This window comes from Luteitalea sp. (assembly GCF_044337415.1).
Taxonomy (GTDB): domain Bacteria; phylum Acidobacteriota; class Vicinamibacteria; order Vicinamibacterales; family Vicinamibacteraceae; genus Luteitalea.
This window is the reverse complement of sequence record NZ_JBIINP010000062.1, coordinates 1-22,263: the sequence shown is the minus strand read 5'-3', so window position 1 is coordinate 22,263 and position 22,263 is coordinate 1. Positions and strand designations below refer to the sequence as shown.

The window sequence follows — 22,263 nt, the reverse complement described above, 5'->3', positions numbered from 1 at the left end:
TGCCGCCAATGTCGTTCACTCTCGCCCCGGTGTCCCGGGCGGATCAGGTGCGCGCCCCCGCAGCACATTCGTTCTGAGTGGCGCACTGATTGTTCGTCCGCTCGTGTGAATGCATGCCAAGTATACGTATTAGTGTACGTATATATTCGACCAGTCGAGTGCGCGTGCAGAAGCAGGTCTGCGGCACAATGCGGCGGTGCCGACCGCTCTCGACATGGCCCGCTTCGAAGACGACGGCTTCGTCGTGGTTCGGCGAGCGTTTCCGGCGTCGGTGGCTGCCGAATGCCGCGCAGCTCTGTGGCAACAGACGGGGTGCGACCCCCGCGACCGGAGCACGTGGACCCGCCCCGTCATCCGGCTCGGGGATCAGGCCGGCGGGCCATTCCGCGCCGCCGTCAACACGCCGGTGCTCCACGACGCCTTCGACGCGCTCGTCGGACGGGGCCGATGGGCGCCGCGCGAGAGCCTGGGCACCTTTCCCATACGCTTTCCCTCGACCGAGGACCCCGGTGATGCCGGCTGGCACGTCGATGCCGGCTTCTACGCGGCCGACGGTTCGATGCGCTGCACCCTGGACTCGCGCGGTCGCGCCCTGCTGATGCTGTTCCTGCTCTCGGACACGGGGCCGGACGACGCGCCCACGCGCATCCTGGTTGGCTCGCACCTCGACATGCCGCGCCTGCTGGAGCCGGCCGGAGACGCGGGACTCTCGTTCCTGGAACTGGCCGAGCGCTTCCCGGCGCCGACGCTGGCGCGCCCCCTGGCGTATGCGACCGGCCGCGCAGGCGACGTGTTCCTCTGCCATCCGTTCCTCGTCCACGCCGCCCAGGCGCATCACGGCAGCCGGCCGCGCTTCCTGGCGCAACCGCCCCTGCATCCCTCCTCGCCGCTGCAACTCGAGCGCGCCGACGGCGACTACTCGCCGGTCGAGCGCGCGATCCGGCGCGGTCTCGGTCTTCCGCGGTGACGCGCTCTCGAGCGGGGTGGCGGGGGGCGTGGTGGGCGCGCCTGGGCGGGCTCGTGCTCCTGGCCACGCTTGTTGGCGCCGGTAGCCTGCGTGCCCACCCGGCGCCGTTCAGCTATCTCGACATCAAGGTCACCCCGGCACGCCTCGAGGGCAGCCTGGTGCTCCACGACATCGACGTCGCCCGCGAGATCGGCCTGCCCGCGCCGCAGGTGCTTGCCGATCCGGCGATGGTCGCGCGTCACCTCGACGCCATCGTGACGCTGATGACCACGCGCACGGCGATCGAAAGCGATGGGGCGCCGATCACGTGGGAGATCGATGGCGTGCAACCGGTGCCCGGCCAGGACGCGGTCGCCATCGCCTGGCACGCGCGGCTCACGCGAGCGCCAGGCGTGCTGGGCATCGGCGCCCGGCTGTTTCCGGGCGAGGCCAATCACCAGACCTTCGTCACGGTGTACGAGGGTGGCGAGGTGCGCTGGCAGGAGGTGCTCGACCGCGAGCGGTATCGCACCGAATACTTCACGGGCACGCGGCAGGGCCGTTGGGCGGTGCTGAAGCGCTTCGTCGCCTCGGGCGTGCATCACATCGCGATTGGCCCGGATCACATCCTGTTCATCATCGGCCTGCTGTTGCCCGGCGGCACGCTGCGGCGGTTGCTGGCCATCGTCACGGCCTTCACCGTCGGCCACAGCATCACGCTCGCCCTGGCGAGCCTGAACATCGTCGACCCGCCGGCACGCGTGGTCGAGCCGCTGATCGCGCTCAGCATCGTGTTCGTCGGCGCCGACACGCTCTTCGTCGGGCGACGCGACCGCGACGTGCGGCTGTGGGTGGCGCTCGTCTTCGGGTTGGTGCACGGCTTCGGGTTCGCCAGCGTGCTGCGCGATCAGGGGTTGCCTGCCGGCGCCCTTGGAGTATCGTTGTTCGCGTTCAACCTGGGCGTCGAGATCGGCCAGGCCGCCATCGTGGTGGTGGTGGCCTCCGCGCTGGCGGCGTTGCGGCGTCGTGCGCCGCGGGCCGCCGAGCGACTCGTGCTCGTCGGCTCGGCGGTGGTGCTGCTGGCGGGCGCGTGGTGGTTCCTCGAGCGCACCTGGTTCTCGTGACCCAGGGAAGGCCGGCGGTCTGGCTGTGAGGCACACGCAGGTGGGGCCGGGTGTCCGGCCGTCAGACACGCGCAGGTAGGGCCGGGTGTCCCACCCGGCCGCGATGGCGCGTACACAAGGAGCAGCGACATGCGACGGTTCATCCTCATCGGCATCCTCGTAGCGGTCGGGGCCGCAGGTATCGCGGCACGCCAGCCCGCGGGCGGGCCGCCGCAGGTAGCCGAGATCCTGAAGGTCAAGGACACCCTGTATGTCGTGAAGGGCGGCGGTGGCAACACGGCGGCGTTCATCACCAAGGCCGGCGTGGTGCTGGTCGACACCAAGCTCGCCAACTGGGGCGAGCGCATCATGCAGCAGGTGCGGTCGGTCACCGACAAGCCGGTGACGATGATCATCAACACGCACACGCATGGCGATCACACCGGCAGCAACGAGTACTTCCCGGCGTCGGTCGAGGTGGTGGCGCACGCCAACACCAAGGCCAACATGGAGAAGATGCCGGCCTTCGCGGGCGACAAGGCGCAGTTCCTGCCCGACCGGACCTACGCCGACCGGCTGACGCTCGGCGCCGGCGACGAGCGCATCGAGTTGCGGTACTTCGGCCCCGGCCACACCAACGGCGACACGATCGTGGTGTTCCCGGCGCTGCGCGTGGCGCACACCGGCGACCTGTTTGCCGGCCTCGCCACGCCGCTCATCGACACGCGCAACGGCGGCACGGGCGTGGCGTACCCCGAGACGCTCAGGAAGGCGGCTGCCGGCATCACCGGCGTCGATACGGTCATTCCGGGCCATGCCGACGTGATGCCGTGGAGCCGCTTCGTCGAGTTCGGCGAGTTCAATGCCGCCTTCCTCGCCGCCGTGCAGCAGGCGATGAAGGACGGCAAGACGCCGGAGGAGGCCTTCGCCGGCCTCAAGCTCCCGGAGCAGTTCAAGGACTTCCAGTTGGGGCGGGGCCAGGCCAACGTCTCGGCCATCTATGCCGAGCTGAAGAAGTAAGTCGGAGTCTACTCGTGTCAGAGCTGCAGGGCGGCGTCTCGCGCCGCGTGTTCCTGGGCGCGGCCGCCGGCCTCGCCACCGTCATCCATCGGCCGGCGTTCGCGCAGCCTGCCGCGCCGAGCGACCAGGTGCGTCTGGCGCTGATCGGCGTGGGCGGCATGGGCACGGGGCGGCTGAAGGAGTTCATCACGCATCCCGACGTGCGGATCGCGGCGATCTGCGACGTGGATGGCCGTCATCGGGATGCGGCCATCAGCCTGGTGCAGTCCGCGCTCGGCTACGCGCCGCCGGGGGAGGGCGACTTCCGGCGCCTGCTGACCCGCAAGGACATCGACGCGGTCGCCATCCAGACCCCCGACCACTGGCACGCGATCACCGCCGTGCGGGCGATGGAGGCGGGCAAGGACGTCTTCGTCGAGAAGCCGCTGGCCTACAGCGTCGCCGAGGGCCGCGCCATGGCCGAGGCCTCGACCAGGCACCAGCGCGTGACGCAGATGGGCAACCACATCCACAACACCGGGCGGAACTACCGGAACGTCGTGGAACTGGTGCGGTCCGGCGCCCTCGGCCGCATTCATCGCGTGCAGTGCTGGAAGACCTGGGATCAGGGATTGACCAACGGCGAGCCTGCGACGCGGCCCGCCGAACTCGACTACGACTTCTGGCTCGGTCCGGCACCCAAGCGGGAGTACCACCCGCTGCGATCGCACCGGACGTTCCGCAACTTCTGGGACTACTCCGGCGGCACCTTCATCGACTTCTGGTGCCACATCGTCGACGTGGCCGTATGGGCGCTCGACCTGAAGGCGCCGCGCAGCGTGTCGGCCATGGGCGGGCGCTACGTCGTGAACGACGTCACGGAGACGCCCGACACGCTCGAGGCGATGCTGGAGTATCCCGAACTCCTGCTGTCGTTCAGCCTGCGACCGGCGCCGCCGGCCGGCTTCACGCACATGGGGGGCATCGGCTGCGTGTTCGAGGGCAGCGAGGCGACCCTGGTCACCAACTACGGCAAGCACGAGGTGTGGGCCAAGGGGAAACTGGTGGAGGACTTCCCGCGACCGACGCCCTCGATTCCGGACTCGCCCGGTCATCTGCGCGAGTTCATCGACGGCATCAAGGCGCGGAACCTCGAGACCACGTGCAACGTGCGCTACGGGCACCGGCTCACGAAGCTGGGCCTGCTCTCCAACATCGCCTACCGCACGGGGCGCCGGTTGCAGTGGGACGATGCGCGCGAGCGGTTCGTCGGCGACGACGACGCCAACCGGTTCCTGTCGCGCAAGTTCAGGAAGCCCTACGCTCTTTAACGCTTAACGCTTAACGCCGAACGGTGGCGGTCATCCTGAAGTCGACCGCTACCCCCCGGCCCCCGGATCCCGGTGCCGTCGGCGTCCAACTCCAGCTTGGCGCCGTTCGGGACGGGCTCCCGTCAGTTCTTCGCGAACAGAATCGTGTGCGTGGCGTCTGCGGTTCCGCCGGAGAGGTGGAGCCGCCCGGCGAGGAACGTGTAGCGCGTCACGCCCTGCAAGGCCTTCAGGTATCGCACCTCGGTGGTGTTCGCGGCCTCCTCGGCGCACAGGCGACGCGTGCCCGCGATGGGGCCGACCGTGACCGTTCCCGGCTCGGCTTCGGTGAGCGCGCCGGTGTACTGGTTGCAGCCCGACGTCCCGGAGATGCGGCCGCCCTCGTACGTGAGCGTTGGGGCAGGGGACCCGGCAGGCACGGGCGTGCCGTCGATCTCCACCGCCGTCCATGTGCGGCCGCCGATCGTGGACGCCACCGACACCGTGCCCGTCGTTGCAGACCCGATCATGCGGAGCGCGCCGCCCTGCATGCGGTAGGTCTTGGTGGCCAGTTGCGTGGCACAGCAGGCCGCATCCCTGGGCCCGATCTCCACGACGTCGAGCACGATGTCGCGTCCCGAGATCCGCAGGTCGCGGATCTTCGTCCGGTCGCCGACGAGCGCCGACCCGACGCTGGTGGCCTTGCCGCCGCGCATCCCGACGACGGTCAGCAGGATGTTCTCTCCGCTGCCGCCCTCGTTGCTGGCCACCACGGCGGCGGCGTCGGCGCCCGGCACGTCGTCGAGTTCGCCGAGGGTGGTCAGCGAGGCGAGGAGGGTCGCCGTCGGTCGGGAGGCGCCACCTGGCACGAACGGCGGGCCTTCGTAGCGCCCGTCCTTCAGGGTGATGGGGGTGTCGAACGCGCCGCGGATGGTGGCGCCGGCCACCGCGTCCACCGTGATGGGGGCGGCCACGCCGCCGCTGGCGGGCGCCTGGCGCGCCGCGCATGCCCCCAGCAGCGTCGCCCCGGCCAGCGCCCCGGCCATCACCATCGTTGTCGTCATCGTCGTCCGTTGCATCGTGTTGGTCCCCTCGCCAGTCGTCACTGCGCCGCGTTCGTGATACTCAAGCATCCGATGCTCGCTCCGCTCGTGCGCCTCGTCCGGCTCCTGCACATGACCATCGGCATCAGTGAGCCCAAGCCACACGAGGAACGGGCGATAGCGCTGGCCTGGCTGGCCCTGGCCATCGCCCTCATCGGCATTTTCGTCGTCGGCTTGTTCGTGATCGGCTGACGGCTCCGAGGGAGTAACATCCGGCGCCACGGCCGCGCAACTGGCCCAAGGCACGTGGCTCGGGCACGCCCGGGGCCTCTCGCGCGTCTGTACGATCCATTACAGGCCCACGCCGCGTGCTGCGGGAGATGGCCGCGAGGAGACCGGACATGAGCTTGCTCGAACAATTGCTTGGCGGACAGAACGGCGCGGCGATCGACCAGATCGGCCGCCAACTCGGGCTCGACCCGTCGCAGACACAGTCGGCAGTCAATGCGCTGCTGCCCATGGTGGCCGCAGGATTCCAGCGGAACGCGTCGGCGTCGCCGCAGGGCCTGGATGGACTGCTGGGCATGCTCACCGGGGGCTCGGCGGCCAAGTACGTCGACGATCCGTCGCACCTGGCGGGTGCCGCCGACGATGGCAACAGCATCCTCGGGCAGATCTTCGGGAGCAAGGACGTGAGCCGCGAGGTGGCCGCCCGCGCTGCCGCGCAGACCGGCCTCGGTCCCGAGGTGCTCAAGGCGCTGTTGCCGATGGTCGCCACGCTGGTGATGGGCGCCATGGCCAAGGGCGCGTTCTCGGGTGGGGCCGCAGCGGCCCCGGGCCAGCCGCAGGTCGCGTCGGCCGGCGCCGGCGGCGGGTTGCTCGACATGCTCAGCCCGATGCTCGACTCCAACAAGGACGGCAACGTGATGGACGACCTGATGGGGATGGCGAGCAAGTACCTGAAGTAGATCCGACGCGCCCACGCAGCCGCCGCTCCCGCTGCGGCTCGTGGGCGCGGGCCCCTCAGGGCTGCCGCGTCAGGGTCACGCTGCGCATCTGGTCGCCGTCGAGGCCCGAGAGGACCAGGCGGCCTGCGAGGAACGTGTAACCGGTCGCCTTCGGGAGCGCGGCGCGGAAGCGCCGGTCCACCGCTCCCTGTGCTCCGGGACACGACCGGCGCGCTGCCGCCAGCGCGCCCATCGACACGGTTCCCGGGGTCGGTTCGGTGACCGGCAGGGTGTAGGGCTGACAGCCCGTGGTGCCGCTGAACTGTCCGTCGGCGAAGGCCAGCGTCGGTGCGGTCACGTTGGGCTCGACGGCGGCGCCGTCGATGGCGACGGCGGTCCACGCCCCGCCGGCCGTCGTGGCCCCGAGCGAGAGCGGCCCGGTGATCTCGGACGACACCTGCGTCAGCGCGCTTCCCTCGAGCCGATACACGCGGCGGGCCAGTTGGGTGCCACCGCCACTCGACTCGCCAGGCGCCGTCTCCACCACATCGAGCACCACGTCACGCCCTGACACGCGCAGGTCCCTGACGCGGACCCGATCGCCGACGGTTGCAGTGGCGAGGCTGACGGGCTTGCCCTCCACCAGGCCGACGATGGCCAGCGAGATGCGTTCGGCGCTGCGGCCCTCGTTGGTCGCCACGACGGCCGCCGCGTCCGAGCCGGGATGCGCATCGAGCTCGCCGAGCCTCACGAGGGGCGTCATCAGCACGGCGAGTTGGCTGGCGGCGCCGCTGGACGTCGCCGCATCGCCTTCGTAGCTGCCGTCCTGCAGGGTCACCGGGGTGGCGAACAGCCCGCTGATGGTGGCGCTGCCGACCTGTGCGGCCTCGATGGCCGTGGTGAGCGGGCCCGCGGCCGGCGTGGCCGCTGACTCCGCAGCCGGAGCGGTGGCCGTGGCGGCAGGACGTGCGCTGTCGCCGGGACCGGCGCCACATCCGGACAGGGCGTGCAGCGCCACGGCCAGGAGCGCACCGACCAGCGATTGGGGACGAGCGTGATGCATGAGCGGAGTGCCTCGCCGCCGCGGCGCCTGCAACGCGTCAGGCGTCGCCGTCCGCCAGACGGTGTTGGCCATGGTACCGAAACTCGAGGGGGCGCTCGACGGCACTGCCTGGTGCCAGCGCGGCAACCACTCCGGCCACGCAAGGAAGGCCGCGTGCGCGACTCGATCTACGCCCGCGGCGTTGACAGGTGATCGCCCGCCAGCAGCAGATCGATGGCGACGGCGAGGGCGTGCTCGGGGTCGGCCTCGGGCGCGATGAGGTCCGCGGCCGCATGCGCCTCGGGCAGCGCATGCGGCATCGCCACGCCCAGGCCCGCCCAGCGAAGCATCGGCACGTCGTTGTGGCTGTCGCCGAACGTGATGACGTGCTCGCGGGCGATGTCGTAGTGACGGGCCACGGCGGCCACGCCAGTCGCCTTCGTCGCGTCAGGCGCGTTGAACTCCAGCAGGTGCCGCGTCGTGATCACGACCTCGGCCTCGGCGCCGAGTTCGGCCGTCATCGTCACCGCCCAGGCGTGCACGGCGTCGGTCTCGCCGAACCACAGCACCTTCAGGGGCGCCTGCTGCACCTCTGCGTCGAGGTCGCGCGGTTCGACGCGAAGCGTGCCGTCGCGCTCGGCGAAGTTGTGGACCACCCACGGGCTCGACGGCGCGGCGACGAAGCCCTCGTCGGTGGCCAACAGCACGTCGAAGCCCTCGGCACGCCCACGCGCCAGCAGGCGGGCCGCCATGGGGGGAGCCACCGCACGACGCCAGAGCTGGTGCCCGGACGCGGGGTGGATCACCAGCGCCCCCTGGCTCGACACCACGTAGTCGTCGAGGCCGAGACGCTGCTGGTAGATGGCCATGCTGTGGTGCTCGCGCCCGGACGCGAGCACCACGCGGCAGCCTGCAGCCTGGAGGCGGGCGATGGCGTCCTTGTTGGCCTGGCTGACCTGCTTGTCGGGGCCGACGAGCGTGTCGTCGATGTCGATCGCGGCGAGGCGATAGGGGAACGGCGGGCGCACGGCCATCGTCCGATGATACCGCGCGCCCCGCGTGGGGCTGGCCTCAACGCACGTCGAGCGCGCTCACGTGCAGGTTGAGTTCGTGGTTGATGCGCAGGCCCACGATGCCGTTGGTGTCGATGTCCTTGCTGGGCACGCGCGCGACCTCGGTCCCGTTGACCAGGAACGTCGTCGTATCGGCAGCCACCGTGACCTCGAGCACGTTCTTCACCGACTGCTGCCCGGCCTTCCGGTCGTCGAACTTCACGATCGCGGTGCTCGGCGACCAGTCCTTCACCGTAGTGGTCGCGCTGCCGTTGCGGCGCTTGATCAGGAACTCGCCCGATCGCCGGATGAGGAAGTACGTATAGGCCTGGCGGGGCGTCTCGAGGTCCGTCCCGCCGATGAGGACGCCGTAGCCCTCACGGCGCGTGCCCGGGTCGAACTGGAAGATCTCCGTGTGCAGCGTGTACCTCGTGCTGGCCTTGCCTGCTGGCCGGTAGAGGATGGCGGCCGGGCCGGTGGTCACGTGCCAGCCGGGAGGCATGGTCACGAACGACACCGCGCTGGCGTCGGCCTTGCCGTGATCGCCGCCGTCGACCCGGACCTGCCAGCCCTCTGGCACTTGCGGCCTCGGGGCGTCCTTCGCCTACGGCGCGCCCAGCATCGTGAGCATCAGCAGCATGTCGAGCATCGGTCACTCCTCGTTGGCGTCGATGGGCGCCGGCCGGGGCGCTGGAGCGGGCGGCGACGAGCGGCCGAGGGCCTCGTCGCGCAACGCCGAGTTGTCCCACGCGAGATCGAAGTGTCGGTCCACGAAGTCGAGGGACGCTAGCAGGAGCGCCGACTCGGCAATCCGGGCGCGCGCGGCCGAGAGGTACGAGCCCTCGTCGCCCCACTTGTCGGCCAGGGCGCGGACCCCTTGCTCGTCGTGCTCGCGAAACGCCTGTACCGCCCGTCGTGCCTGGAACGCCCGATGCCCGAGCGCCCGCAAGGCGGCGTAGCCCATGTCGCAGGCGGTGCCGACGGTCTCGCGGTGCACGTCGGTGACGCCGTCCTTGAGCAGGGTGTAGGCCTCGGGCCGGTCGGGGACGCGGACGATCAGCCGGAGATGCGGGAAGTGCCGCTTCGCGACTTCGACCAGGCGTTCGGTCACCGCGAAGTCGTCGACGGCGACCACGAGTACCTGTGCCCGGGCGGCGCCAGCCGCCTGCAGAAGTTCCAGCCGGGTGGCGTCGCCGTAGTAGGCCTCGAGACCGAGCCGTCGCAGCACCTCGATGCGGTCGCCGTCGAGGTCGAGCACGGTGGTGCCGACCCCGCTGGCGCGGAGCAGGCGTCCGAGCGTACTGCCGACTCGCCCGAACCCTGCCACGATCACGGGCGCGTCCTCGTCGTGGATGTCGTCGGCCTCCCGGGCTGGAGTGGCCGTCGCCAGGCGCGGTTCGACGACGCGCGCGTGCACGAGCAGGAGGAGCGGCGTGGCGAGCATCGACAGGGCCACGGCCGCGACCAGGCGGCTCGCATCGATCTCTGGCAGCACCCCCGCGCCCCGGGCCAGTCCGATCAGCACGAACGCGAACTCGCCGACCTGGCAGAGCGCGGCGGCGATGAACAACGCGTCACCCGTTGCGCTGCCGGCACGTCGCGCCACCACCGCCAGCACCAGGGCCTTGATCGCCATGAGGCCGAGGACGAGCCCGCCGAGCGAGAGCGGCGCGTCCGTCACGAGTCGGAAATCGATCCCGGCGCCCACCGAGATGAAGAAGAGCCCCAGCAGCAGGCCCTTGAACGGCTCGATGTCGCCCTCGAGTTCGTGGCGATACTCGCTGTCGGCGAGCACGACGCCCGCCAGGAAGGTGCCGAGCGCCGGGCTGAGACCCACCGCCTGCATCAGCAGCGCGATGCCCACCACCAGCAACAGCGCCGTCGCGGTGAAGATCTCGCGCAAGCCCGTGCGCGCGATCGCACGGAACACGGGCCGCAGCAGGTAGCGGCCGCCGCCGACGATGGCGGCCACGGCGCCGAGGACGACGAGCGCCTGCTGCCACCCAGGCAGTGCGGCGACGCCGTGATGGTCGGTGGCCACCACCGCCGGTGCCGTGGCGAGCAACGGCAGCGCCGCCAGGATCGGGATCACGGCGATGTCCTGCGACAGCAGGATCGCGAAGATGCGTTGCCCGGCCTCTGTCCGCAGGCGACCGGTCTCGGCCAGGCTCTGGAGCACGATGGCCGTCGACGACATCGCCACGATCACCCCCACGGCCAGTGCCACCCGCCAGGGGCTGCCCAACGCCATGCCGGCGGCACACACGAGCGCGGCCGTCCCGGCCATCTGTGCGCCCCCGAGGCCGACCACCGCTCCCCGCATGCGCCAGAGCGCGGTCGGCCGCAACTCGAGGCCGATCAGGAACAGCATCATGACCACGCCGAACTCGGCGACGTGGAGCACCCCGTCGCTGCCCTCTGGGACGAGGTGCAATCCGAACGGCCCGATCGCGATCCCCGCGAGGAGGTAGCCGAGCACCGCGCCCATGCCGAGGCGCTTGGCGAGCGGGACGGCCGCGACGGCCGCGGCGAGGTAGACGAAGGCCTGGGCGAGGACGCTGTCGTGCATCACGCGTCCTCGACCAGGTCGTTGATGCGGGATCCCTCGGTCGCCCGTCCGAGATCGAGCGTGCCGTCGCGGAGCGCCACCAGCAGGGCCCGGTACTGACGCTCCGCAGCGTCGAGTTCGCCGTGGCCGTCGAGGCGGAGGGCGCCATGCACCACGAAAGGCGCCAGGTACGTCATCCGACAGAGGAACGCAGTCTGGTCGAACGGGGCGAGCAGTTGCCGCATCGTGAAGCGGTTCCTGCCGCCGACCTGGTACGCCACCTCGGCACCGCCGGTGGTCGTGGCATTCATCAGCACCTTGCCGTCGAGGGCGTGCCCCTGCGAGCCGTAGGCGAAGCCGTGCTCGAGCACCAGGTCGAGGTACTCCTTCAGGAGCGCCGGCGCGCTGTACCAATAGAACGGGTGCTGGAGCACGATCGCGTCGTGGTCGACCAGGCGTGCCTGCTCGGCGGCGACGTCGATGCGGAAGTCGGGGTAGGCCTCGTACAGGTCGTGCACCGTCACGCCGTCGAGGTCGGCGATGGCGCCGACCAGGCGCCGGTTCACCCGGGACTTCTCGAAGGCCGGGTGCGCAAAGAGCACCAGCACGCGTGGCATGGACGCCGCATGATAGCCTGCCGGGCCGTGGGACGAACCATCTGCATGCGGCTCGGGCTGATCCTCGCCGTCGTCGGTCTGGCCATGGGCGCGCCGAGCGCGCAACCCGGGCGCACGGCGACGGTGGCAAGGCCCCACGTGCTGCTGATCGTGGCCGACGACCTCGGCATCGGCGAGGTGTCGACCTACGGCGCGACCGATGTCCGCACCCCGGCGATCGACCGCCTCGGGCGCGAGGGCGTTCGCTTCACGAGCGCCTATGCCAACGCGCCGGTCTGCTCGCCCACACGCGCCGCGCTCCTCACGGGCCAGCACCCGCCGATGGCCGGCGTGCCCGGCGTGATTCGCACCGACCCGGCCAACTCGTGGGGCGCGCTGCGCCGCGACGTGACGCTGCTCCCTGACGCGTTGCGGGCCGTCGGCTACCGCACGGTGGCGGTGGGCAAGTGGCACCTGGGACTCGAGGGCGGGGACCATCCGCTCGACCGCGGGTTCGCGATCTTTCGCGGGTTCCTCGGCGACATGATGGACGAATACCTGACCCATCGGCGCCACGGCATCAACTACATGCGCGACGGGCGTGCCACGGTCGATCCGCCCGGGCACGCGACCGACATCTTCACGCGGTGGGCCATCGACGTCGTGGACGCACACGACCCGCGGACGCCGCTCTTCCTCTACCTCGCCTACAACGCCCCGCATGTGCCGGTGCAGCCGACGGCCGACGCGTTGGCGGCGGTACGCGCACGCCAGCCCGGCCTCGACGAAAAACGGGCCAGGCTCCTCGCCCTCGTCGAGCAGATGGACGCCGGCATCGGCGACGTGATGGCGGCGCTGGAGCGCAAGCGCATGCTCGACGACACACTGGTGGTGTTCACGAGCGACAACGGCGGGGAAGTGCCGGCGGGGGCGACCAACCTCGGCCTGCGCGGTGGCAAGCCGACGCTGTACGAGGGCGGCATCCGCGTCCCCACGATCGTGCGCTGGCCCGGCGGCGCATTCGCCGGGCGCACCGAGCCGGTCGCGGTGCAGTCGATGGACCTGGCGCCGACCATCGCGGCGGCCACGGGGGCCGCGCTCGTCCGTCCCGATGGGCGTGATCTGCGGCCGTTGCTCGAGGGGCGGCCATGGGAGCCGCGCGACCTCGTCTTCAGCATCAGGGAAGGCCCGCGTCTCGGCGGACGGGCGGTGTACGCGCTGCGACGTGGCTCGTGGACCCTCGTGCAGCAGCGGCCCGATGCGCCGTTCGAACTGTTCGATCTCGGTCGCGACCCGCTGCAGGCCGTCGACCGCATGGCCGATCCCGACACGCCGCGTGCGGCGATGCTCGACGCCCTGCGCGACTTCGCTGCCCGCGCCGAAGCCGTGCCGTATCGCCGCTAGCCCGGCGGCGCGCCCGTGCATGCGCGCCAGACACCGCGCACCACCGTCGCCGGCACCCGGCGCTGCGCAGCGGCACCGCGCGCGTCGGCCGTCACTCCGTCATGCGCTTGATGATCAGGGCTTGCTGACGGGCATTGCTGGCGATCGCCTTGAGCCCGCGCTCGAGGACGTCGGCGGCAGCATCCCCTGTGCTCAGCAGGTCTGACCATCCGAGGATCGCGTTCAGCGGCCCGCGGAGGTCGTGGGCCCACTTCGCCATGCTCGTGGCACTGGGCTGGCTGGGGGCCTGGAAGGTGCCGGTGTGGATCAGGCCGAGCACCGTGCCGTCCTCGCCCATCCAGGCCGCGCAGGACTCGAGGATCGTCACGGGCGCGCCGTCGGGCGTGACGAGGCGATAGCTGCGGATGATGCCAGCCGGCGAGGGCGTGGCCAGGGCCGCCCGGTCGTCGGCATGGACGAACTGCAGCCACCCATCACCGGTGTTGGCCTCGACGGCGCTGCCGGTGAGGTCGCGCCACTGGCGATTGACGTATGCGACGCCGCTGGCAGACGTCCACACGCGCACCAGCGCGCCGACGTGGTCGAGCGTCAGTCGACAGGACTCGTCGAGCCCCAGGCCGGTTCTGGCGTGAGTCATGCGGTGGCCGCCTCCTCCTGGGGCGCCATCAACCCGTACTTGCGCATCTTGGCGTAGAGGGTCGGGCGGTACACGCCGAGGATGTCGGCCGCCGCCCGCTTGTTGCCCCGCGTGTAGGCCAGCGTGCGGACGATGGCGGCGCGCTCGACGTCCTCGAGCGTGCAGAGCGGGCTGGTGTCGTCGACACTCGTTCCTGACCTGAACGACTCCGGCAGGTGGCGAAGCTGGATCTCCCGGCCGGTCGCCACGATGACGGCGTGCTCGACCACGTGCTCGAGCTCACGCACGTTGCCGCGCCAGACGTGCTTCATCAGGCGCTGCACGACCGAGGGGTGATACCGCACGACTTCGCGCTCGTACTTTTCCGCGAAGCGTTGCAGGAACAGCTGCGCCAGTACGGGGATGTCCTCGCGGCGCTCGCGCAGCGGCGGGATGTCGAGCACCACCGTGTTGATGCGGAAGTAGAGGTCCTCGCGGAAGCGGTTCTCGGTCATCAACGTCTCGAGCCGCGAGTTGGTGGCGCAGATGAGGCGGAAGTCCGGCGTCGACATGCGCGTGTCGCCGAGACGGCGGACCTGCTTCTCCTGCAGCACGCGCAGCAGCTTGACCTGCGCGTTGGCCGGCATCTCGCCGATCTCGTCGAGCAGCAGCGTGCCCCGGTCGGCCGACTCGATGAGGCCGCGCTTGTCGGCGAGCGCGCCGGTGAAGGCGCCGCGCCTGTGCCCGAAGAGTTCCGACTCGAACAGCTCGCCGGGAATGGCGCCGCAGTTGATCTTGATGATCGGCCCGGTGGCCCTCGGGCTGCGCTCGTGGACGGCGTCGGCAACCAACTCCTTGCCCGTGCCGTTCTCCCCCCGGATGAGCACCGACGCGTCGGTCGGCGCGACGAGCTGGATGAGATCGAACAGGCGCCGCATCGACGGCGACGTGCCGACCAGGCGTCCCAGGCCATCGCGCCGCTCCACGTTCAGCCGCAGGCGCGTCGCCTCGGCATGCAGTTGCCGGTGGGCGAGCGCCTTGTCGAGCAGCGCGTCGAGGACCGCGAACTCCACCGGCTTCTCGACGAAGTTGAACGCCCCTTCCCGCATGGCTTCCACGGCGAGCGAGACGCTGCCGTGCCCGGTCAGCATGATCACCTCGACCATCGGGTCTGCGTTCTTGAGCTGTCGCAGGACCTCGAGGCCGCTCTGGTCGGGCAACTCGTGGTCGAGGAGCACCACATCGGGTCGGTGCGTCGAGAAGGAGGCCAGCGCCGACTGGGCGTCGGTGGCCACCGTCACCTCGTACTGCTTGCGCTCGAGGGCCAGCTTCAGCCACTCGTGGGTCTCGGGCTGGTCGTCGACGTGCAGGATGCGGGCGGCCGGCAGGGTATCGCGTGCGGTCATGCTGGGCTCCCGGGCCGGCAAGGCCGGCTGTATCCAAGGCAGTCCATCTGTGTTCAAAATTTGAACACAGTGTCGTAGTACACGACCAGTGCGCTCGGGGCCGGTCCAGACCGTGCCCGGGCGCGTGTCGTCCGGAATCACTGCAGAAAATGAGTCTCGGCCGATTCCTGGTCGCGCACGTTCGCCTCCGGGTCTTGCATGGGTCGTGCCGCATGGACCGGGAACCAGAGCCCGCCGCGCGTGACCTTGCTATGCTGCCCTGATGGCGGCTGGCCGGAGCGCGGTGGGGACGGTGCTGGTGCTGGTGGCGATCGCGCTGTTCGCCGTGGGCTGGCGGCTCACGGAGACGGACCGCTTCTTCCTGCTGCAGGCGGCGCGAGGGACCGGCGAGGTGGTGGGCCACGAGTTGGCTCGCCGTGAAGTGCCGTCGACGACACTCCCGATTACGTCTGCCCCCAAGTCGACGCCGGGCGAGATGCGCGCGCGATTCCACCTGGTCGTCTCGTTCAAGACGCCGTCGGGCGATCGCATCCGCTTCCGGAGCGTCAGCAGCTACGGGCGTCCGCCGTACAACGTCGGCGACACCGTGCCTGTGCGCTACGACGCGTCGCAGCCGATGCGCGCTCGCGTGGACCGCCGGATCGAGTTCCTCGCCCCTGTGCTCATCTGGTTCGGCGGCGTGCTGCTGCTCGGGGGCACGGGGGTGGCCGTCGCGGTCTTCGGCCCGAAGGACGTCCGCGGCACGTCCCGCACGCGCCGGCCGATCAAGTAAGTCGCGGTCTCGCCCCTGCAGTGGTGTGGCGGAAAGCGGCTATCCCTCGCCTCGTCGCCACGATACAGTTTGGACATGCCGCTGACCCGTCCCTCCTGCGTCCTCGCCCTGCTCGGTGTCGTCTTCGCAGCCTCGATCGTGACGGCGCAGCCGCCGCCGCCACGGACCGAACGCGTCGCGTTCGCGGCAGGGGCGTCCTCGGCCGCCATCAAGGGGCAGCTCAAGGGCGACGACACCATCGACTACCTGGTCAAGGCCGCGGCCGGCCAGACGATCACCGTCACACTGGCGCCAACCAACAAGATGACGTCGTTCAACGTGCTGCCGCCCGGGAGCGCGGACGTCGCAATGTACGTGGCGGACGGGACGCCGTCGTACAAGGGCCGGCTGCCCGCCGACGGCGACTACAAGGTGCGCGTGTACCTGATCAGGGCCGCGGCGCGGCGCGGCGCCGCCACGTCGTACGCGCTCACGATCGGCGTGACAGGCGCGCCGCTGGCGCCGTTGTCGGGCGCCGTGGATGCCAAGGTCGCCGGCACGCAGGCCCACGCCACGGCCTCGACGCCCTGTGTGCCGATGCCCTACGTGGACACGAAGCCGACGACGTGCGAGGCGGCGGTGATTCGCCGCGCCGGGAGCGCAGCCACGGTGATCGTGTCGCTCGGCACCGCTGGCAAGCGTCATCTGCTGTTCGAGAAGGGGGCGGTCACGGCCACCGATGCCGCCGAGGTGCCGACGACGACGCGTAAGGGCGACCTGACGGTGGTGACGTTCCCGTCGGGCGAGCGTCACGAGATCCCCGACGCCTTCGTGCTCGGCGGCTAGTTTCTCCAGCGCTGTTCGCCGGTCGTGCGTCAGCCCCGTGGATTGCACGAGCGTGCATCGCGTGGCCTGCGCGCACGGCCGCGCTGGATGACGTGCGCCATCGGCCGACCGGGCCGGAAGTTCCTGCTGTTCAATATCGATTCACCTTGCGATCGTCGCGCGCGCATCGGCCTATACTCCGAGAGTCGTGCGCTCACACACTCCCAGTGCAGATGAGCTTGAATTCGCGAGTGTCACGCCTGCGAGCGTGCCCGCTGCGGCCTCGTGTGGCTTGTGGACGCTCGACCTCTCCACCAACGAGGCCTGGGTCACCGGGGAAGTTCGTCGAATCTACGGACTGCCCCCCGACGAACCGGTGACGCGCGACAGGTTCGTCGCCACACTGCACCCCGCCGACCGCGACGCGGTGGTGGCCAGGCTCGCCGTCGTGGTGTCGACCGATGGCGAGTTCGACGATCGCCATCGCATCGTGTTGCCGGACGGGACGACGCGCTGGGTGCACGTGACGGCTCGCGTGCACGGGGAGCACCTGCTGTTCGGTGCCTCGATCGACGAGACGCAGCGCATGGCGGCGGACCGTCTGGCACGAGAGTACGAGACGCGCGTGCAGATGGCCGCCGTGGCCGCGAACCTGGGGTTCTCGGAGTGGGACTCGTCGGGAGCCTCCTTTCTGGATGCCCGCTGTCGTGACCTGCTCGGGGTGGTCTCGGAGCCATCGGAGGATGTGCGGGCGCTGTGGCTGGCCCGCATCCACGACGAGGACCGGCCGAAGCTGGAGGAGGCCAGTCGGCTGCTCCGCACTGGCCAGGCCGAGCACCTGGTCATGGAGTACCGCTACGATCACCCTCAGCGCGGCGAGATCTGGTTGCGGCACTCGACGTGTCGCGTGCGTCTCGAGGACAGCCCGGTCGTCCGGTTGATCGGCGCGCTCGAGGATGTGACCAGCCGGAAGCGTCACGAGGAAGACCTGCGACGCCACAGCGAGGAACTCGCCAAGGAGAACTTCACGCTGCGCGAGGAGGTCAAGCGCCGCCTGACGCCCGGGCACATCGTCGGGCGAAGCCCGGCCATCCGCCGGCCGCTGCAGTTGGCCGAGCAGGTGGCGGTCACCGACTCGACGGCCCTGATCCTCGGCGAGACCGGCACGGGCAAGGAGCGCTTCGCCAATCACATCCACGAGCGCAGCCGTCGCCGCAACCGGCTCATGATCGTCGTCAACTGCTCGGCAATCCCGACGCCGTTGATGGAGAGCGAGTTGTTCGGGCGCGAGAAGGGCGCCTACACCGGGGCGTTGTCGCGGCAGATCGGGCGCTTCGAGCTCGCGCATGGATCCACGCTGTTCCTCGACGAGATCGGGGAACTGCCCCTCGAGGTCCAGGTCAAGCTCCTGCGCGTCCTCGAGAATCACACCATCGAGCGGCTCGGCAGCCCGAGGCCCATCCCGATCGACGTCCGGATCATCGCGGCCACGCACCGGGACCTCGCGGCGGCCGTGCGCGACGGGCGCTTCCGCGAAGACCTCTACTATCGCCTCAACGTCTTCCCGATCCACGTGCCGCCGCTGCGGGAGCGGCGCGACGACATTCCCGCCCTCGTCCGCACGTTCGTCGAGGAGTTGACGCAGTCGATGGGCAAGCGGGTCGACGAGATCGACGCGCGCAGCCTGGATGCGCTCATGGGTTACACCTGGCCCGGCAACGTGCGCGAACTGCGCAATGCGGTCGAGCGCGCGATGATCCTGGCGTCGGGGCCGATCCTGTCCATCGACGTGCCCCAGGCGATCGGCATCGATCGCCTGCCGCCCCCGAGCACCGCGGGGCAGGCAGAGATCGAGCGGGTGCTGCACGAGACCAGCTGGCGGATCCGCGGACCGTACGGCGCTGCGGCACGCCTCGGGCTGAAGCCGACGACGCTCGAGTCCCGCATCAGGAAGCTCGGCCTCACCAGGCCTGGCACCTTGCCGTCCGACTCCTGACCAGACGCGCACGACGTCTCGGATGCGCTGTCGTGAAAGCTCCGAACTCGGAGGCACGCTCTCCGGGTTGCGCGCCCTGACGCTACGGGGGCGAGCCGCCGCGGCCCCAGCAGAATCAGCAGGTTGGCGGCATTCCCCTCCGGCACGTGCGGGTTGGCGCGAATGTTGAGTCTCACCGACAGGGCCCGTCCAGGCGGGCCCCTTCAAGGATGGTGTCGGTGGGACAAGGCGTCGGACATGGGGCAGGACGGGTGGCGGGTGTGCTCGCGTTGGCGTGGCTCCTGATCGGTCCGGCCGCGGCGACCGCGCAGACCGACGTGCAACTGTGGAGCAACCTCACGTTCGACTGGGCGAAGAGCGCCCGCCTGGTGTACGAGCTGGACGTCGAGCCGAAGGTGCTCGTGAAGAAGCCCGAGGGCGAGCCCGGCTGGCGCAACGTCGATCTCACGCCGAACGTGGAGTATTCGCCCACCGGGTGGTTCGACCTCGTGGGCGAGGCGACGGTGGGCTACACGAGGCAGACCGACGAGGTGCACTCGTTCGAAGTCTCTCCACGCGTCGGTATCCGCTTCCATTTCCTGTCACGCTACGTGGACGCCGTCGTCAGGAAGCGCGAGATGTCGCCGAACCGCCGACTCGTGGTGCGCGACCTGATGCGCGTCGAGTCGAGGAACCTCTTCTACGGCGGCGCTGGCAGTGGCACCGATTCGTCGTGGCGCTTCCGCAACCGCATCGAGGTCCTCCTCCCCCTGAACGGGCCGACCCTGGCGGGTGATCGTGTGCTGTATGCGCTCTCGGACTGGGAGTGGTTCGTCCCGATCGACGAACCGGACGAGCGCTTCGCCAACAGGCACCGCGTCCGTGCTGGCTTCGGGTACCGGCGCACCGCCTCCTGGCGGTACGAGTTCCTCTACATGTGGACGCGCTCGCGCAACACCATCGAGGACGGCTTCGAGACGAGCGACAACATCATCGACTTCCGCGTGAAGCGGGTGTTCTGACGCCCCGGCGCTCGGCGCGCCAGGCCGGCGCGGCGCAGCGGGGCCGCAGGACACGTCGGAGGAGTTCTCGTAGTTGCTCCGAAAATCAGACGGGTTCGGGGGGCGTCGTGCGGCCTCGCAGCCCGCCCGCCTCCGGCAAGTCCCATATCCCGCAACCATTTACCTGCACAGCGCCAGAGGCGACGCCGATGGCGCGGATGTTGATGTCTCCACTGGCGTGGTGCAACTCACGGTGAGGCTCGTCGCAGCACCGGAGCGCCTGGCCGACATCGTGCGCACCCTGCATCGCGTCGTCATGCGGCCGACCCAGCAGTTGGCAGGGTGCCAGTTCGCGCAGGTGTACCTCCGGATGGACGAACCTCTCCGCGTCGACTACGTGGAGGAGTGGGACGACGCCGAGTCGCTGCGGCCACACCTGAGCGGTGAACGCTTCGGCCGCCTGCTGGAGTTGCTGGAGATGGCCACGGAGGCACCTGAGGTGTCCTTCCGGTGCATCACCGAAACGCACGGCATCGAGTACGTCGCCACGCAGCGCGCGGTCCAGGCGAGCAAGCACGACGCGTGACGACAGCGGGCAGTGCGGCCTTCGCCGCCGCGCGCCGGAGGACTGACGAGTGGGAACGGAGAGAGGGAGAGTTCCGATGAAGCGAGATGCAACCGGGCCGGTGACTGCGCCGTGGCCCACGCCTGCGCCGACCGCCGCGAAGCGGGCGCGTGTCTGGGGACGACTCCTTGCCACGATGGCCCTGGCGGCGGGCGTGTGCGTGCTCTCGGGCACGTCCCTGTTCGCCCAGGGACCGGTCAAGCGCCCGAACATCGTCGTGATCCTCGGCGACGACATGGGCTACTCCGACATGGGTTCGTTCGGCAGCGAGATCCGGACGCCGAACCTCGATGCCCTGGCCAAGGGCGGCGTGAGGTTCACGAACTTCTACACGCACGCCAGCTGTTCGCCCACCCGGTCGATGCTCCTCTCGGGCGTGGACACGCACCTCAACGGCCTCGGCAACATGAGCGAGTTCACGGCGCCGAACCAGATGGGCGTGGACGGCTACGAGGGCAACCTCAACGACCGCGTCGCCACGCTGCCGCAGCTCCTGAAGGACGCCGGCTACCACACCTACATGGTCGGCAAGTGGCACCTGGGGAAGGAGCCGACGCAGATCCCGGCCGCGCGCGGCTTCGAGCGCGACTTCACGTTGCTCGACGGGATGGGTAGTTACTGGGACGACTGGAACTTCTCGGCTGCCAACCCCAAGTCGCTCTACACCGAGGACGGGCGTTACCTCAGGCGCCTGCCGAAGAACTTCTACGCGACCAGGACCTACACCGACAAGCTGATCTCCTGGATCGACGCCGGCCGCGGCGACGGCAAGCCGTTCTTCGCGTACGTCGCCCACCAGGCGCCGCACGAGCCGTACCACCTGCCCAAGGAGTGGCGCAACCGCCACATCGGCGAATACGACAAGGGCTGGGACGCCCTGCGTCAGGAGCGGCTGAAGCGGCAGATCGAGATGGGCATCGTCCCCCCGGGGACGCAGCTTGCCGAACGGATGTGGTTCGTGCCCGATTCCACCCTGCTGGCCCCGGCCGCTCGCGCGGTCATGGGCAAGAAGATGGAGATCTACGCCGGTCTCGTCGAGAACCTGGACCACCACGTCGGACGGCTCATCGACCACCTCAAGAAGATCGGCGAGTACGACAACACGATCTTCATCGTGTTCGGCGACAACGGCGCCGAGGGCAACGACCTCTACGACATGATCGCCGGCTCGCCCGGCTCACGCGACTACCTCTTCGCCGCCATGCACTGGTCGCAGAACAACCCCAACGCGTGGGGCGACCCGGGCTCCTGGCTCGCCTACGGGCCCGCCTGGGCGCAGGTCTCCATGACGCCCTTCAGCCAGTACAAGGCCTGGATGGGCGAGGGCGGGATCCGCAACGCGCTCATCGTCAGCGGACCGGTCGTCAAGCGTCCCGCAGGCAGCGTGAACCGCGGACTCATGCACGTGACCGACATCATGCCCACGCTCCTCGAGATCGCCGGCGCGACCTACCCGAAGACCCGGGGCGGACAGGCATCGCTGCCGCTGATGGGCAAGTCGTGGGGACCGGTCCTGGCTGGGGCGGCCGAGTCGGTGCGCACCGACCAGGACTACCTCGCGTGGGAGGTGTTCGGCAACCGCGCCGTCCGGCAGGGGAGCTGGAAGCTGCGCTGGGAGTGGAGGCCCTTCGGAAAGGGCGACTGGGAGCTCTTCGATCTCGCGGCGGATTCCGGTGAACTGAAGGACCTCGCGGCGGATCACCCCGACAAGCTGAAGGCGATGGTGGCGCTCTGGGACGACTACGTCCGGACCAGCAACGTGGTCCTGCCCAACCGCTCGCCTCACGAGACCCTCGAGAAGGTGCTCCCGCAGCGCGTCCCGGTCCAGGCCGGCTACCCGCCGCTCAACCTGAAGCGCCAGTACGTCCCGCCCGCGAACATGCTCGCGGACCCGAAGAAGTGAGCGCCGAGCCATGCCGAACATTCGCGAAGACGCTGACGTCATGAGCCACCAGAACCCGTCGAGGACACGGCCCGGGATCGTCCGGATCGCGCTGGCGTCGGCGCTCGCGCTGGGCGCCTTCGCCGCGCTCCCGGCCTCGGCCCAGGTTCCCGCGCGCTTCTACTGGAAGACGCT

Annotated in this window: 21 protein-coding genes; 13 read left to right on the top strand and 8 right to left on the bottom strand. The window is 70.0% G+C overall.

The annotated features are described in order from the left end of the window. The first annotated feature begins 196 nt into the window (after nt 1-196). From ACIRDX_RS11525 to ACIRDX_RS11510, 4 genes are all read left to right on the top strand, one after another. A complete protein-coding gene (locus ACIRDX_RS11525; RefSeq protein ID WP_396625573.1) occupies nt 197-967 on the top strand; it encodes a phytanoyl-CoA dioxygenase family protein in 771 nt (256 codons plus the stop codon). After that, the gene (locus ACIRDX_RS11520; protein WP_396625572.1) at nt 964-2,070 is read left to right on the top strand and encodes a HupE/UreJ family protein; all 1,107 of its coding nucleotides are present in this window, start codon (nt 964-966) and stop codon (nt 2,068-2,070) included. Before ACIRDX_RS11525 ends, ACIRDX_RS11520 begins: the two co-directional genes overlap by 4 nt. A gap of 129 nt (nt 2,071-2,199) precedes the next feature. Further along, the gene (locus tag ACIRDX_RS11515; RefSeq protein WP_396625571.1) at nt 2,200-3,069 is read left to right on the top strand and encodes an MBL fold metallo-hydrolase; all 870 of its coding nucleotides are present in this window, start codon (nt 2,200-2,202) and stop codon (nt 3,067-3,069) included. A gap of 14 nt (nt 3,070-3,083) precedes the next feature. Then, nucleotides 3,084-4,379: a Gfo/Idh/MocA family protein gene (locus ACIRDX_RS11510; RefSeq protein ID WP_396625570.1), complete on the top strand. Its 1,296-nt coding sequence runs from the start codon at nt 3,084-3,086 to the stop codon at nt 4,377-4,379. Between the two features lie 122 nt (nt 4,380-4,501). Here the strand turns inward: ACIRDX_RS11510 and ACIRDX_RS11505 are convergent, their stop codons facing one another. Then, nucleotides 4,502-5,461 carry an META domain-containing protein gene (locus tag ACIRDX_RS11505; RefSeq protein ID WP_396625569.1) on the bottom strand — a complete coding sequence of 320 codons (960 nt, stop codon included), beginning with the start codon at nt 5,459-5,461 and terminating at the stop codon, nt 4,502-4,504. Nucleotides 5,462-5,491: 30 nt separating this feature from the next. Here ACIRDX_RS11505 and ACIRDX_RS11500 point away from each other — a divergent pair, with 30 nt between their 5' ends. After that, nucleotides 5,492-5,650 (top strand): hypothetical protein, encoded by a 159-nt coding sequence (locus ACIRDX_RS11500; RefSeq protein WP_396625568.1) that lies wholly within the window; start codon nt 5,492-5,494, stop codon nt 5,648-5,650. Between the two features lie 149 nt (nt 5,651-5,799). After that, nucleotides 5,800-6,366, top strand: coding sequence for a DUF937 domain-containing protein (locus ACIRDX_RS11495; RefSeq protein WP_396625567.1), 567 nt, complete (start codon nt 5,800-5,802; stop codon nt 6,364-6,366). A 55-nt stretch (nt 6,367-6,421) separates the two neighbouring features. Here ACIRDX_RS11495 and ACIRDX_RS11490 read toward each other — a convergent pair whose 3' ends face one another. The 5 genes from ACIRDX_RS11490 to ACIRDX_RS11470 form a co-directional block, all read right to left on the bottom strand. Next, a complete protein-coding gene (locus ACIRDX_RS11490; protein ID WP_396625566.1) occupies nt 6,422-7,408 on the bottom strand; it encodes an META domain-containing protein in 987 nt (328 codons plus the stop codon). 167 nt (nt 7,409-7,575) lie between these two features. Beyond that, nucleotides 7,576-8,421 (bottom strand): Cof-type HAD-IIB family hydrolase, encoded by an 846-nt coding sequence (locus tag ACIRDX_RS11485; RefSeq protein WP_396625565.1) that lies wholly within the window; start codon nt 8,419-8,421, stop codon nt 7,576-7,578. Nucleotides 8,422-8,458: 37 nt separating this feature from the next. Beyond that, on the bottom strand, nt 8,459-9,019 hold the full coding sequence (locus tag ACIRDX_RS11480; RefSeq protein ID WP_396625564.1) for a hypothetical protein: 561 nt from the start codon (nt 9,017-9,019) through the stop codon (nt 8,459-8,461). 72 nt (nt 9,020-9,091) lie between these two features. Further along, entirely contained in the window at nt 9,092-11,008 is a 1,917-nt protein-coding gene (locus ACIRDX_RS11475) for a monovalent cation:proton antiporter-2 (CPA2) family protein (protein ID WP_396625563.1), read from the bottom strand. Continuing rightward, nucleotides 11,008-11,604, bottom strand: coding sequence for an NAD(P)H-dependent oxidoreductase (locus ACIRDX_RS11470; protein WP_396625562.1), 597 nt, complete (start codon nt 11,602-11,604; stop codon nt 11,008-11,010). The genes ACIRDX_RS11475 and ACIRDX_RS11470 overlap by 1 nt, the downstream gene beginning before the upstream one ends. Nucleotides 11,605-11,631: 27 nt before the next feature. Here ACIRDX_RS11470 and ACIRDX_RS11465 point away from each other — a divergent pair, with 27 nt between their 5' ends. Next, nucleotides 11,632-12,987 (top strand): sulfatase, encoded by a 1,356-nt coding sequence (locus ACIRDX_RS11465; RefSeq protein ID WP_396625561.1) that lies wholly within the window; start codon nt 11,632-11,634, stop codon nt 12,985-12,987. 91 nt (nt 12,988-13,078) lie between these two features. On the opposite strand, the gene ACIRDX_RS11460 is transcribed toward ACIRDX_RS11465, so the two are convergent. Together ACIRDX_RS11460 and ACIRDX_RS11455 are read right to left on the bottom strand one after the other, a co-directional pair. Continuing rightward, nucleotides 13,079-13,624, bottom strand: a complete 546-nt coding sequence (locus ACIRDX_RS11460) for a histidine kinase dimerization/phospho-acceptor domain-containing protein (protein ID WP_396625560.1) — start codon at nt 13,622-13,624, stop codon at nt 13,079-13,081. Next, a complete protein-coding gene (locus ACIRDX_RS11455; RefSeq protein ID WP_396625559.1) occupies nt 13,621-15,009 on the bottom strand; it encodes a sigma-54-dependent transcriptional regulator in 1,389 nt (462 codons plus the stop codon). Before ACIRDX_RS11455 ends, ACIRDX_RS11460 begins: the two co-directional genes overlap by 4 nt. A gap of 262 nt (nt 15,010-15,271) precedes the next feature. Between ACIRDX_RS11455 and ACIRDX_RS11450 the strand changes: the two genes are divergently transcribed. The 6 genes from ACIRDX_RS11450 (at nt 15,272) to ACIRDX_RS11425 (ending at nt 22,089) form a co-directional block, all read left to right on the top strand. Then, on the top strand, nt 15,272-15,781 hold the full coding sequence (locus ACIRDX_RS11450) for a DUF3592 domain-containing protein (protein WP_396625558.1): 510 nt from the start codon (nt 15,272-15,274) through the stop codon (nt 15,779-15,781). 75 nt (nt 15,782-15,856) lie between these two features. After that, complete coding sequence (locus ACIRDX_RS11445) at nt 15,857-16,606, top strand: hypothetical protein (RefSeq protein WP_396625557.1); 750 nt, start codon at nt 15,857-15,859, stop codon at nt 16,604-16,606. A gap of 247 nt (nt 16,607-16,853) precedes the next feature. Then, a complete protein-coding gene (locus ACIRDX_RS11440; RefSeq protein WP_396625556.1) occupies nt 16,854-18,581 on the top strand; it encodes a sigma 54-interacting transcriptional regulator in 1,728 nt (575 codons plus the stop codon). 218 nt (nt 18,582-18,799) lie between these two features. Continuing rightward, nucleotides 18,800-19,582 (top strand): DUF2490 domain-containing protein, encoded by a 783-nt coding sequence (locus tag ACIRDX_RS11435; RefSeq protein WP_396625555.1) that lies wholly within the window; start codon nt 18,800-18,802, stop codon nt 19,580-19,582. Nucleotides 19,583-19,802: 220 nt separating this feature from the next. Next, nucleotides 19,803-20,147, top strand: a complete 345-nt coding sequence (locus ACIRDX_RS11430) for a putative quinol monooxygenase (RefSeq protein WP_396625554.1) — start codon at nt 19,803-19,805, stop codon at nt 20,145-20,147. Nucleotides 20,148-20,223: 76 nt separating this feature from the next. After that, the gene (locus tag ACIRDX_RS11425; RefSeq protein ID WP_396625553.1) at nt 20,224-22,089 is read left to right on the top strand and encodes an arylsulfatase; all 1,866 of its coding nucleotides are present in this window, start codon (nt 20,224-20,226) and stop codon (nt 22,087-22,089) included. Nucleotides 22,090-22,263: the final 174 nt, after the last annotated feature.